The organism is Vibrio sp. 2130-1 (assembly GCF_033339515.1).
Genome location: NZ_JAWOUT010000007.1, coordinates 238080 through 252062, shown reverse-complemented (window position 1 = coordinate 252062; position 13983 = coordinate 238080). Strand labels below are relative to the sequence as shown.

At 43.3% G+C, this 13983-nt stretch carries 13 protein-coding genes; 5 read left to right on the top strand and 8 right to left on the bottom strand.

The features are described from left to right. Positions 1-34: 34 nt before the first annotated feature. The 8 genes from R7Q09_RS13205 to R7Q09_RS13170 form a co-directional block, all read right to left on the bottom strand. The gene (locus R7Q09_RS13205) at positions 35-883 is read right to left on the bottom strand and encodes a mechanosensitive ion channel family protein (RefSeq protein ID WP_005375171.1); all 849 of its coding nucleotides are present in this window, start codon (positions 881-883) and stop codon (positions 35-37) included. Positions 884-978: 95 nt separating this feature from the next. Then, on the bottom strand, positions 979-2319 hold the full coding sequence (locus tag R7Q09_RS13200; RefSeq protein WP_005383906.1) for an HlyD family type I secretion periplasmic adaptor subunit: 1341 nt from the start codon (positions 2317-2319) through the stop codon (positions 979-981). After that, entirely contained in the window at positions 2294-4012 is a 1719-nt protein-coding gene (locus R7Q09_RS13195) for a type I secretion system permease/ATPase (RefSeq protein ID WP_005375169.1), read from the bottom strand. Before R7Q09_RS13195 ends, R7Q09_RS13200 begins: the two co-directional genes overlap by 26 nt. Before the next feature lie 152 nt (positions 4013-4164). Beyond that, entirely contained in the window at positions 4165-4755 is a 591-nt protein-coding gene (locus R7Q09_RS13190; protein ID WP_005375168.1) for a calcium-binding protein, read from the bottom strand. 206 nt (positions 4756-4961) lie between these two features. Continuing rightward, complete coding sequence (locus R7Q09_RS13185) at positions 4962-5618, bottom strand: LuxR C-terminal-related transcriptional regulator (RefSeq protein WP_031777174.1); 657 nt, start codon at positions 5616-5618, stop codon at positions 4962-4964. A 228-nt stretch (positions 5619-5846) separates the two neighbouring features. Continuing rightward, entirely contained in the window at positions 5847-6515 is a 669-nt protein-coding gene (locus R7Q09_RS13180) for a LuxR C-terminal-related transcriptional regulator (protein ID WP_021707603.1), read from the bottom strand. Positions 6516-6761: 246 nt separating this feature from the next. Then, complete coding sequence (locus R7Q09_RS13175; RefSeq protein WP_005375165.1) at positions 6762-6962, bottom strand: restriction endonuclease subunit S; 201 nt, start codon at positions 6960-6962, stop codon at positions 6762-6764. Between the two features lie 56 nt (positions 6963-7018). Then, positions 7019-8935: a methyl-accepting chemotaxis protein gene (locus R7Q09_RS13170; protein ID WP_017821859.1), complete on the bottom strand. Its 1917-nt coding sequence runs from the start codon at positions 8933-8935 to the stop codon at positions 7019-7021. Between the two features lie 310 nt (positions 8936-9245). Here R7Q09_RS13170 and R7Q09_RS13165 point away from each other — a divergent pair, with 310 nt between their 5' ends. The 5 genes from R7Q09_RS13165 to R7Q09_RS13145 all read left to right on the top strand — a co-directional run. Further along, a complete protein-coding gene (locus R7Q09_RS13165) occupies positions 9246-10202 on the top strand; it encodes an AAA family ATPase (protein WP_005383914.1) in 957 nt (318 codons plus the stop codon). A 13-nt stretch (positions 10203-10215) separates the two neighbouring features. Further along, positions 10216-11142: a DUF58 domain-containing protein gene (locus R7Q09_RS13160; protein WP_064354905.1), complete on the top strand. Its 927-nt coding sequence runs from the start codon at positions 10216-10218 to the stop codon at positions 11140-11142. Positions 11143-11179: 37 nt separating this feature from the next. After that, on the top strand, positions 11180-11656 hold the full coding sequence (locus tag R7Q09_RS13155; protein WP_054574933.1) for a DUF4381 domain-containing protein: 477 nt from the start codon (positions 11180-11182) through the stop codon (positions 11654-11656). Then, positions 11649-12653, top strand: coding sequence for a VWA domain-containing protein (locus R7Q09_RS13150; RefSeq protein ID WP_318071163.1), 1005 nt, complete (start codon positions 11649-11651; stop codon positions 12651-12653). Before R7Q09_RS13155 ends, R7Q09_RS13150 begins: the two co-directional genes overlap by 8 nt. Then, a partial coding sequence (locus R7Q09_RS13145; RefSeq protein WP_318120777.1) for a VWA domain-containing protein occupies positions 12646-13983 on the top strand: 1338 nt, incomplete at its 3' end. The genes R7Q09_RS13150 and R7Q09_RS13145, both read left to right, overlap by 8 nt.

Here is a 13983-nt window from a genome sequence, read left to right as displayed (position 1 = left end):
GCGGGGTTTGAAATTAAAGGCGAAGTACGATGCTCTATTCTTCTCGCACTACAGGAAAACGTTGCTCATAAAGTTCCATAAAGTCCTTACGAATTAAGTGCTCTAAGTGGTTCGCTTTATCGGTTGGGCAGAAAATCATCACGTGCAGAATTTGTTCACCATTAATGTTGCTAGAAATATGCATATGTGGCTCAGAACCAGGAAGGTCAACACCGGCATGTTTTTCAATCATCGCATTGTAACGATGTGCAACATCAGCAAAGTAACTGCAATGTTCTTCAATTTTATCAGTTAAAATCGGTAACAGTGGATACAAATTGACGAAGTCTTTCACCACTACAGAAAAGTTGTGGTAAACGTACCGCTTCATGAAGTTGAGGTTCTTTACTGGATAGGTAAAGAACATACTATTAGGCAATGTCGCTGTTTTGCCGGTGTAATGATATTGCCCATGATGCAGGTCGATCTCTTGAATCACCGTCGCCATCATATTGTGCTCAATCACTTCACCGCATAACTTCCCGACCTCAATCCAGTCCCCAACGCGAAAAGAACGTGAACTTGCTCTTTGAATCGAACCCGTAAAACACAAAATGATTTCTTTGGATGCCACTACAATGGCAACGGCAATCGCCGTTACACTCAGAGCAAACTCGTTAATTTCTGATTGCCATAAAATAAATAAAATCAGTAATGTAACAGCAAAGGTGCCATTTTTAGTTCTGGACATCCAACTACGCTGATCTTCTGAGAGAAAAGCGTGATCACCACGAATCATCGATAAAATTGCACGACGAATTAACCACATAATCGCAAAGATCAGTGCGGTAAAAATCAATTTATGAGTGAGAAGAAAATCGACAACTAACTGCACTTTCTCCATTCCACGGCTCCCTCGAATAAAAATACGGCCCAGTAACAGCTAACGATAACAAATTATTTTGTCTGTTGTCCGTGCTCACTCAAGTCTTTTTGAAATTACTCCTCTCTGAAGGCGCGATTCATGCTTTCTGTAATTGGCTTTATTAGGTAGCTCAATGGCGTTCGTGGCTCAGATAAAATAAGCACTTCGGCATTCATGCCTGAGGTTAAACGATGTTTTGTCACATCTTCCGGTGAAATTGCAATTCTAGCGAGATAAAAATCTTCTTGGTTTTCTTGCGAGAGCTTATCGGCAGAAATCGTCAGCACTGTACCGTCTAAAGGTGCCAACGTCCGTGCATTCAGAGCGGTCAGACGAACATGCGCTTGCTGGCCTGGATTCACTAAATCAATATCCTGAGGATTAACACGAGCCTCGACTAACAACTTATCGTCTTGCGGGACCAGTTCTAGTAACGTTTCACCCGACCCAATCACACCTTTTTCGGTAAACACTTGCATGTTGACTACGCGACCAGAAATAGGTGCGTTGATCGTTGTTCTTGCGACAATATCTTGAGCGGAGCGATATTCTTCCCGAATTGCGACAATTTCCGTTTTGGTATTTCGTAGTTCCTCGACAATCTCATTCAGCCTTTCAAGCTTCAACTCTTCAATTTGCGCTAGGTTCTCATCTAACCTTTTTCTAACGGTGAGCGATTGCCTGTCTAACTGGCTTAAGGTACTTCTCACCTCCGCTGCTAAGCGCTTGAGTTGAAGTAAAGTAGATTTTCCCGAGAAACCTTTTTGCACCAAGGCTTGGTTGCTGTCTATTTCTTCAGCAATAAAGTTGAGTCGTTCCGTCTCAATCACTTTGGTTTGCTGAAGGTTTTCAAGCTCTAAATTTGCTCCAGAAATACTCTGCTCAATGATACTCAGTTTACTATCAAAGAATCGCTTTCTCGCTTCAAAGATCTTGTTTTGAACCAGTTGTGCTTCTTGGACGATATCGACACGGGGAATGCTTTCAAGATCATCAGACCATACAATCGTTGGAAGCTCGTCAAGCTCCGCACTTAAACGGTTTTCCTTTGCTAGAGTATGGATAAAACGACCACTTAACGAGTCCAACTTAGCCATAGCTTGACGCTTAGAAAGTTGAATTAATAACTGACCTTTTTCGACTAAATCCCCCTCCTGTACATATAGCTTTTCAATAATACCGCCTTCTAAATGCTGAATTTCTTGTCGCTTAGTGAGAACTGACAAATCACCATAAGCAATCGCTGCACTTTCTAATTTGGCTGTTGCAGCCCAGTAGCCAAGACCTCCAAGAAAAACACTTAAGGTCACCACACCAAGTAAAATTGGTTTTCGAAAGCTTAGTCTCGCTTTGGGGCTAAAACGATATACGATCTCGGTAGAACTCTGATTAACGGTTGGCAGTTGATTGCTCATTTCTTACCCTTGGGATATCTGTTCTTTCTTCGCCCATCAAACGTTTTAATACTTCATCTTTAGCGCCGTATAACTTGACTCGGCCGTCAGCCAAATACAACAGCCTATCCATTTGTCGTAACGTACTCGGATTGTGGGCAATGACGATAATCGTTGTACTCTGTGCTTTTAAATGGGCAATCAAACGTTGATACGCAGCCTCTCCCTCACCATCGAGGTTGGCATTCGCTTCATCGAAAATCACAATAGATGGGTCGCCATAAACGGCTCTTGCAAGAGCGATTCTCTGCCTTTCCCCCCCAGATAAACCGCGGCCATTTTCACCAATAATGCAATCATAGCCTTTGTTTTTCTTGAGTATTAATTCATGACATCCTGCTAGTTGCGCCGCCTTGATAACTTTAACCGGGTCTTCTTCTTTAAAGCGCGCGATGTTCTCTCGAATTGTGCCAGGAAATAACTCCACCTCTTGAGCGAGATACCCAAAATGCACGCCGCGATCTTCAGATGCCCATACGGAGACTTCCATTCCATCAAGAGTCACTTTACCCGCTAATGGCTTAACCGTACCTAATAACAGCCGAGCAAACGTCGATTTACCCGTACCAGAAGGGCCAATCACCCCAACAGCAACACCCGGAGGAATCGATAAGCTGATCGATGAGAGCACTGGTTCGGTTGCTCCAGGATGGCGATAGGCTAGTCCGGTAAGCTCATAGTGTCCTTTTGGTTTAGGCAGTGGCATATCTGATTCATCTTGGCGCACGATCGCATCGATTTCTTTCAACCTTTTATAGGCGCCTTTAGCAGACATCGCACTTCGCCACGTGCCTATCGCCTGCTCCATCGGCGATAATGCCCGACTCATTAATATGGAGCTCGCGATCATCGCCCCTGCCGTTATCTCATGTTGGATTACTAACCATGCACCACCTCCCAGTAAAAATATCTGTAGTGATCCACGCACAAACTTAGAAAAGTTAGCCATGTAGATAGACTTACCTGCAACTCGCTCTTCAAGCACATTCACTTCACTCACGCGCGACTGCCACTTCTCTAAAAATGCATTCATCATCCCCATTGCGAGAATTGAATTGGAGTTTTGCGTGGCTAATTCAGCGTTGTTGATATGAGAAATCGCTCTGACTTCGCTCTCTTGCATTGTTTTACGCGTCATCAGCTCATTAAGTAGACCTAGGCTAAACAATACGATAGATCCAAGTAACGCGATGTGACCTAGTATCGGGTGCAATAAATACACAAATAAAATAAACAGCGGTGTCCAGGGCGCATCCAACAGTGGATAAGGTGCTTGACTGCTCAAAAAGCTTTTGATGTTCTGAATGTCTCTCAGAGTTTGCGAGGTATAACTCTTCCCGGTATGTGATTGATATTGAATCGTGCGCTTGAGCATGAAAGCGGAGAGTTTTGTGTCCATCCAATAACCAAAAGATTTACTCATTTGTGCTCGTGCAATGTCGATGATGGACATGGTTAACAGCGCGACAATTACGATGACAGTGAGCAAGAATAAAGTATCGGTTGAGTAGGAGGATATCACCCGGTTGTACACTTGAAGCATGTACAGCGGAATCGAGAGAACCAATAAGTTGATAAAAAGGCTAAAAACGATCAGCAAGCCCGCAAGCGTGCATAGTTTTTGTTTCACTTCTTTGAAAACCGTTTTTTGCACGACTACTTCCGTTTAACGTGAAAATTGTAGGCGCCAGAAATACTAGCGCCTAGCTTAAGGTAACCTCAAATCGCTCTAGAGTGTCCGATTAGTTCACCTCTGCATGGCAGAGCCACGCAAACTAATTCCCATCCAGAGTTATTTTCAGTCGTTTAGATTACGAACAGATCAGCACCATAGGTGTTGATGTCAGTTTCAGTCACGCCAATAAGTTTCACTGTTAGATCAGCCCCATCGGTAAACACTGCATTCCCAACCGCATCGTAGCTAAAGCTTAAATCACCAAAATCAGTGACAGAGTCGCTAATGATGTGCAAAGAGTCTTCACCAATGGTGAAGTCAACAACTTTGGCTTCGCCATGGCCACCAAACTTATCCGTGAACACAAACTTATCGCCATTGCTGCCGCCAACTAAAACGTTGTCACCAGAACCAGCAACAAGAATATCTTCACCGACACCACCATTTAATTTATTGTCGCCCAGCAAACCCAACAGCAAGTCATTACCGGTACCACCGCCGAGGTAGTCGTTTCCTGTACCAGCCCTAAGGATATCATCTCCAGCACCACCAGTTAGGCGATCATCGCCGTCGCCGCCGATCACATAATCATTACCGCCACCGCCAACAAACGAGTCATTACCACCAAAACCGATAAACAAATCATCGCCGCCATCGAAATCAGCAAATTGGTTATTTACACCTGCATCGCCTAAATACGTGTCATTGTCACTTGCGCTCATTTTTATTCCCTCTTAGCTTATTAATTGAATAGACCTTCTGTTCCACGTCTGACTAGATTCGTCACGACATGAGAAGTCTAATAGTCAACTGAATAGGAATAAGTTTGAATATGGGATGATATTTCAGACTGACATTTTAATAATAAATATAAAATTTAGTACTTTATAGAGTATTTTCTTTTTATTACAGCAAGTTAATACTAGTACTACAGGTTTCTCTTAGCCCAACTTGTAGCTTGCGTACGGTTCTTTACTTCTAACTTTCTAAAAATATTGTATAGATGTGATTTAATAGTATGCTCGCTGATAAATAAAGAATCAGCGATTTCCATATTTGAACCACCTTCTTTCAACATTTTTAAAACCTGAACTTCACGCCGAGTAAGCTCAACCTCAATAGCAGGTTCGATAATGCTATTTACTTCTCTGCCTCGATAATAATTTACTAGCTGATCAAGTAATCTTCGAGACAGCCAATTATCCCCTTTTATTATTGCTTTTAATCCCTGACAAACCTTGTCCATTGAATCTCCTGGACCAAATATACCTTTTACATGAGGCCAAGAAGCGAGTTCTTCTGTGTCTAAGTCATAACCTAGATTAAGCATTATAGTTCCTAGCACTTTATTACTATCTTTTAAATAAACTAAAGTTTCGGAAGGAATCTCAACTGAAAAATCAACAAGCAAAAAGTAGCGTTCCGGAATGAGTTCATGATAACTAGGGTTTTTAGTATCAATGATCGTTATTTTAGTTTCTGTATTTTTAGAAAGCATTTCCTTAAAGTTTTCACTCTGTAAACTTTGTTGAGTGAGCATTAGGATTTCAGGCTTTTCCATATACTGTTCCATAATGTTTCTCATACTTTCAGTGACTTAACATTCTTAAATTAGTAGTTAATCGTCAGCACTTAGTTTGATATGTAAGTGCTAGTTCACAGAGTAAAGTTATTTGCTACTTTTTTAAATTCTAAAGTTATTAAAAAGAGAACCAAAAAAAGTGTTTCTCATAAAAGAAACACTTTTAACACATTCAGGTCACAGAAATTATTAAGAGTTTACTAAATTAGGCAACCTAATATTGCAATAGCATTACACCGTTAACGAGTTGTCTGAAATATTTTCCTTTGCCCAAATAAGTGCTTGAACTCTATTTTTCACATCAATCTTCTTGAAAATATTATGTAAATGCGTTTTTACCGTATTCTCGCTGACAAATAATTGTTCGGCGATTTGTTGATTGGACGCCCCCATGGAAAGAAAGGTAATTATTTGTTGCTCTCGTTTGGTCAGAATAGCGGAAACATTCTTATTTATAGGTTTGCAATGTCGACGAAGGTAAGTAATGTACTGCTGAGAAAACTTACGGCTGAACCACATATCTCCTTGAAGCACCTTACCAATACCAACTTGCAACGTTTTTATATCATCAGAGGTATAGAAAATACCGGCCAAAGTACGCCAAGCAAAGAGGTCTTCTGTCGATATGGATTGCTCACAATTAATTAAGATTTCAAGCGTGTCTTTCTGCTTGGCCGCTTTAAACTCCGCATAACGGCGAAAAATTTCATCCGTGATCACGCTGCAATCAACAATAATGGCTGATGCAAGAGATTCATGTAACACTCCGTGAATCAGATTATCTGGCGTGATTAGAGCAACACTAATACCGAGTTTGGTCTCCAATACATCTTTCAACAGAGATGACTGTAGACTTCCCTCCGTGATTAAAATAACGTTTCTTTTTTTTTGCTGCTCCATCCTGATCGCATTCCCTTGGTCGTTTTTATTGAAATACGCAATAGATTTAGATAGAGCTGTAGTATTGTCAAGTATGAAAATCACTAGTACTAATTAATAACTCATTGAAGTGTCAATAATTTTTAAGTGGCAAGTATGTGAGAGGTATTAGCATTTTTCAGACATTAAAAAAGGGAGTATAAACTCCCTTTTTGTGTTTGAGCAGGTGATTTAATCACGCACGTTAGAGGCAAAACACCACCTAACTTAGTGAATTGGAACTGCGTTTTTTTGGTTAAACTTACCAAAGTGTTGTTCTAACACTTCTGGCGTCAGCTTACCTTCCGCTTCCAGCTTTTTCAGCTCAGCGACGATCGCTTTTTGCTCTTCTAGCGACGGCAGTTTTACTTCTGGCTCCTGAGCGGTTTCTTGAGAAATTTGCTCTAGTTCTTTTTCGAAGTCATTCATAGTACTTACCTAAAATTAATGATTGAACTTTTAAACTTCGCCTATTCTATCCAACTCTATAACTTGAAGCTACCAACCATCTTGTCCAAACGAGAAGAGAGCGCTTGAAGATCGCGACTTGCATCCGCCAACTCTTCTGCTGTCGCGGTTGTCATTTCATTTATCGCGTTGATTTCTTCGATATTTTGATTAATGGTATGCACCACCGTGGATTGCTCTTCCGTCGCCGTTGCAACCTGTGTATTACGATCAGAGATGTCGGTGATTCGTTCAGAAATACTGATTAATACCTCGACTGCTTCATCGGTAGAAGTAACCCCTTCTATGGTGACCGCTTTGCCCGCTTCCATAGCACTTACCGCGTCTTGTGCGTCACTTTGAAGCTGATTGATCATGCGCTGAATCTCTTCTGTAGAATCAGCCGTGCGTGAAGCTAGGTTTCTTACCTCATCAGCAACAACCGCAAAACCACGTCCCTGCTCACCAGCACGAGCAGCCTCAATTGCAGCGTTTAGCGCAAGTAAATTCGTTTGCTCAGAGATGTCACGAATTACACCCAGAATCGAGCCAATATCTTTGGTTGTCGATGCCAACTGCGTAACAACAATATTGGTTGTTTCAACATCATCGGCTAGGCGGCTGATCACCTCTTTTGCTTTCATCACAACTTCTCGACCAGTTTGAGTGTTATCTGAAGCCTGATTTGCCGTATCAGCAGCGGTAGCAGCGTTCGATGCAATTTCACTGATGGTCGCACCCATTTGGTTGATAGCTGCAACTACTTGAATGGTTTGATCACGCTGCTCTTGGCTGTTGTCGTGTGTGGATGTTGCTTTCGTTGACACACTTTCTGCCGCTTGACTTAATGAGCCACTGGTTAAAGCAACTTCTTTCATCGTGGCATGAATCTTCTCAATAAATCCATTAAAGCCTTTTGAAAGCTGAGCAATTTCATCATTACCCTTAATTTCAATACGCTGCGCCAAATCGCCTTCACCTTGCCCAAGGTCGGTAAAACGATCGGCAATCAGTCGGATTGGTTTCGTAATGCTGTTTGCCAACCATACGCCCATGAGGATGAATACAACGGCAACAATGATGGTCGTAAACAGCATTTTTTTAGCTGTCGCATTCAGGTCTGCGAATACTTCATCAACGGGAACCACGCCAATAACAAACCAGTTCATTGAAGGAACATACAAACTAGAAACAAAAGTATCCTGCCCTTCAAACTCCACATTAATTAGGTTGAAGCTATTTTTGTTCAACAGCGCACTTGCGTCACTACCAAATAGTTTAGTGATAGAAGTTTGGTTCTTACCTTGTTGGCGGTGTATTTGAATCTGGCCTTGTTCATTAGTGAGGAACACGTAACCCGTATCTTCAATTTTAAACCCATTGAGCAAAGCAACCATGTCTCCCATAGATTTAGAGAGACCTGACATTGATGTACCATTAAGATCTTGGAAATTGGCAAACATTTTCACTTCGCCATTTGCCTCTTGGAACACACTCACGGACGTTTCTTGACCAGACGACGTAAATCCAAAGAACCAAGCATCTTGCGTTCGGTTAAGTTGACGTAAGAATCCGTTTTGATTCCAGTAATATGCCGTTTGACGATTCGCTACCGACGCATCATTAAGACCATACTGTGATTTAACGTTATTGAGCTGCTGAACCAACTGAACTTCTACTGACGGATCACGGTCTGTATTAGATAGGGCTTCAACAATAAATTCGTTTGTAGCCAGCTGTTTTGCCGCTTGTTGCATTTCGACAACTTCGCGGTCAATTTCGGTATTGATTTGCTGCAACATCGCAGGTAGCTCGATGTCAATAAGACGATGGCTCAATACATCTCTCGCATGACGCTGAGCCATAACACCAACAATGATTGTTGATGCTAGAACAGCAAACGTAATGCCAAGTACAACCTTCTGTTTGATGCTCAAGGAATGAAGTTTCAACATATTCGGACCTTTTAAAAGAATCACTTGTTATTGGCCCCACAAGGGGAATCAGGTGCATATCTCATGACACGCACACCACGGAATCTTTATCGGCTCATATGTACAAAACTAGAGGCATTTCTCATTATATTATGAAAAATAAATGTAACACACTGTCAAATAAGCACTTTCAGAGATAGCACGTACTTGCAATTCTCTGTAGCGTCCCAATATTGAAAAGATAAATTGCAATAGAGCATTGGAACTTTTTTCACATGGAAAATGACCAATACTCAACACGAAAATCACATGGATACCGAGAGTCCAAAGCATGCATAAATCTAACTTCGAAACTCTTCAGCAATACTTAGAGTCGCAGATCATCGGACAGCAAGATCTGGTAAAGCAACTGCTTGTTGCGCTTCTTGCGGATGGGCATATTTTAGTTGAAGGCCCTCCTGGGTTAGCAAAAACCCGTGCAGTAAAATCACTCTCAGACTGTGTTGAAGGTGACTTCCACCGCATTCAGTTCACCCCTGACTTGCTGCCAGCCGATTTAACCGGCACCGATATCTTCCGTCCAGAAACCGGAGAATTCACTTTCCAGTCAGGTCCTATCTTCAACTCGCTTATTCTTGCGGATGAGATAAACCGTGCACCGGCCAAAGTACAAGCGGCAATGCTTGAAGCAATGGCAGAGAAACAAGTCACAGCAGGTCGTCATACCTACCCGCTGCCAGAGTTGTTTTTGGTTATGGCAACTCAAAACCCGATAGAGCAAGAAGGGACCTACCCCCTTCCTGAAGCGCAGCTAGACCGCTTTTTATTGCATTTAGAAGTGGAATACCCAGATGCAGAGCATGAGCTATCTATCTTGCGTATTAACCGCGGAGAAGCAAAGGGCGAAGTAAAGGTTGAACGCCCAATGTTAAGCCAACAAGATATATTCACTGCACGTAAAGAAGTGTTGGATATTCATATGGCGGAAACGATAGAGCAGTACATCGTCCGTTTAGTTATGGCGACACGTCAAGCCAACGAATATGACACTGAGTTGGACAAGTGGTTGTCAATGGGTGTGAGTCCGCGTGCCACCATCGCTCTTGATCGCTGTGCACGTGCGCACGCTTGGCTTGCTGGTCGTGATTTTGTCTCTCCGGAAGATGTTCAAACCATGGCTTATCCGGTACTGCGCCACCGTTTATTATTGAGTTACCACGCTCAAGCGGAAGGCATTACGGCAAACCAGGTCATCGATAAACTGCTAAACCTTGTTGGCAGTGCATAAACAGGTGAGTGATATGTCCGCTACACATTCATTACCACCTCATGCGAATGGGGTGACATTAACCCTTGAAGAGCTGCTCCAATATCGCACTCAATCTGTACGTTGGTTACCACCAGCACAGAGTCTCTGGTCGCAGATGAGTGGTAACCATACCAGTCGCCAAAAAGGGCGAGGTATGGATTTTATGGAGGTGCGCCAATATCAACCTGGCGACGATATTCGCAGCATTGATTGGCGAGTCACCGCTAGGACCGGTAAAGCACATACGAAGTTGTTTGCAGAAGATAAAGAGCAAGCGGTCATTCTTTATCTTGATCTAAGTTCTAGTCTACATTTTGGATCTAAGTATGTACTCAAATCCGTTCAATTGGCCCACTTTGCCAGTGTTCTAATTTGGCTAACTCTAGCTAAAAAAGATCGCATCGGCGCAGTGATTGATGACGGACATCAATGTCTTGAATTTCGCCCCTCTTCTTTACAAAGACAAGGGCTGCGGATTCTTAACGCCATAGTCGACATACATAATGCGCAAGTAACTCGTACTGCAAGCAACGACACTCGTACACTGCCGTATACACAAGTATTGGAGACACTTCATACGCTCACCCCAAAAGGCAGCGAATTGATTATGCTCAGTGACTTTGCCCACGTAACACCAACGGAACTGGCACAACTACGTCGACTCAAACAACACAATAGCGTAAGGGCCGTTCAGTTTTATGATCCGTTAGAAAGAGGCGAAACAGACTTTAGAGGTCAAGTGAAAGCTTCGGATGGGCAGCATAGTCAATGGTTTAACTTTGGCTCTAAAGGACAACGAAGAGAACTCGAAAGCCACTTTACCCAACATCAAGAAACCATTAAGCAGCAATGCCATTCAATAGCAATTCCATTTAACACGCTATCAAGTGGCTGGCCCTTAATTTCACAATTAAGCTAACAAACTGACAAGCAGTATTTATTAAGCAGTAATAATAATGACAACAAACAACCAAAGCCTAAACCTTGAACCTTTGATTTTGCCAAACGCACCGGATTGGTTTCCGCTCGCTTGGGGATGGTGGGTGGTGCTTGCAGCCACCTTGCTCTTCGTTTTCGGCATTTGTCTTTATGTGAGATGGCGTAAAAAACACTTACGCGCAAAAAAGACAGCATTAACACTTTTAACTCAACCTACCGCGCCTCATACCCCCTCTTCTGCTCTGGAAATATTGCGCCAGGCAGCATTGAGTTACTTTCCGCGTGAAGAGATCGCACCATTAACCGGAATCGCTTGGTATGAATTTCTCGATAGCCATACCAAAGAAAGTCGATTCGTAGACAAACAACATCAGTGGCAAGAAGCGTTGTATCAGAATTCTTCCCAAGGGCAGCATCAAAGCTTGGTAGACGATTGTGTCTTTTGGATAACCTACGCTTTGCCACCAAAGAAAAAGGCAAATAACCGTGACTGAGCAAACACTCATAACCGATCTTGCCCAATGGCTAAACATTGAATTTGTCTGGTGGTGGGCACTGTTTTTTTTGCCCATCCCATGGCTGGTATACAAGTTCCTGCCACAAGAATCTCAACAAGCCGAGATCAAATTGGCGTACTTACCAACCAATGAGAATCGCAGCAAGCCTAAGCAAGCGCTGCAAAAAGCACTTTCAATCGCGATCTGGGGCCTTCTTGTCGTCGCTTGTGCGCGTCCAGTTTGGTTTGGCGATCCCGTTGAATTCCAACCCAAGTATCGGGACTTGATGTTAGTCGTCGATCTGTCCGGTTCGATGCAGCAGGAAGACATGGAACTCAACGGCGAATATATCGATCGCCTCACAGCAGTCAAAAAAGTTCTGTCTGATTTCGTAGCAAAGAGAAAAGGTGACCGTCTCGGAGTTGTTTTGTTTGGCGACCATGCTTATTTGCAAACACCACTCACTGCAGACCGCAAAACCGTCATGCAGCAGATTAATCAAACCGTCATCGGCTTGGTTGGTCAACGAACCGCCATTGGTGATGGTATTGGTTTAGGCACAAAAACCTTTGTAGACAGTGATGCTCCGCAACGAGTCTTGATTTTGCTCAGTGACGGCAGCAATACTGCAGGGGTGCTCGAGCCGCTAGAAGCAGCGGAAATTGCGAAAAAACACAACGCCACTATTTACACCGTGGGCGTGGGCGCTGGTGAAATGATGGTAAAAGAGTTTTTCATGACTCGCAAAGTCAACACCGCAGCCGACTTAGATGAACAAACACTGACTAAAGTGGCAGAGGTGACAGGTGGACAATATTTTCGAGCGCGAGATACAGAAGAGCTCGAAAAGATTTATGACACCATCAACCAGCTAGAACCCGTATCTAGCGACACACAAACTTGGCGCCCTCAGTCTGAATGGTTTCCATATCCATTAAGCGCTGCATTTGTATTGTCGGTATTGTTATTCCTATTAAGGAGAAAACATGGCTGAGTTTATTTTCCTCAATCCTTATTGGCTTTTGGGGCTCATCGTGATCCCTATTGCACTCTTGCTTAATCACAAATTTAGAGCCCAAAAGTCCACACTGATTGCCCCTCACCTATCGCGGATGCTCGGACAAAACACGCAGTCTAAGCATTACTTCACTCTATGGGGTTTAGCTTGGGCAATAACTTGCATTTCATTAGCGGGGCCAAGCTGGCAGTCCAATGCTCGACCAAGCTTTGAATTAAACCAAAACCGTATCTTGGTGCTTGATATGTCTCGCTCTATGTTTGCTACAGACATCAAACCCAATCGGCTAGCACAAACACGTTATAAGGCGCTCGATTTGCTGCCTAAATGGAAAGAGGGAGCCACTGGACTTATTGCTTACGCTGGCGATGCCTATAACTTAAGTCCACTGACAACTGATTCCAGCACGCTTGCGGGCATTATCGAAAATTTGTCACCAGAGCTGATGCCTTTTCAAGGAGCAAACCTGCCTGCCGCGATTGAACTTGCGATCAACCAGTTTTCTCAAGCCGGCACGCAACAAGGCGATATCATCGTGTTAGCAGATGATCTTGATACGTCAGAGCTGTCTCGCGCGTTAGATTTAGTCCAAGGTACAAAGTTTCGCATTTCTGTTCTTGCCGTCGGGACTCCTAACGGTGCGCCTATCGCGCTGCCCGATGGCTCTCTGCTAAAAACGGCACAAAGCACAACCGTCGTAGCGAAAACAAACCTGAAAAACCTACAGACGCTAGCGAATAAAACTGGCGGTCTATTTGTTCCTATTCAGCACACCAACCGTGATGTTGAAAATATCGCGGCCTTTACTAATAACATTGGTAGCCAGCTTTCTGCGACCCAAAGCGAAGAAGTTAAAACTGATTCTCGTCTCAACAGTGGCTTTTGGTTACTGCCGTTGTTACTTCTTCCTGCGGCTTTACTGTTTCGACGCGGCCTGATTTGGATGGTAGTTGCGACTGTAGTCCCAGTAACGTGGACACCGCATGCAGAAGCTAATCCGTTCTTAAATGCCGACCAACAAGGAGCGGAACTCTACAAGCAAGGTGAGTATGAACAGGCGCAAAACCTATTTACAAACCCAAGCTGGAAAGGAGCCGCCAGTTATCAAAAAGGTGACTACGAAGCCGCTATCGAAGCATTTTCTCATGATGCCTCCCTTAACGGCCGCTATAACCTCGCCAACTCGCTCGCTCAAAATGGTCAATTAGAAGATGCGGCTGATTTGTATAAAAAGCTGCTAGAGGAAAAGCCTAACTTTGAAGCCGCGAAGAAAAACCTATCGGTTGTAGAAGAAAAGCTAAAACAG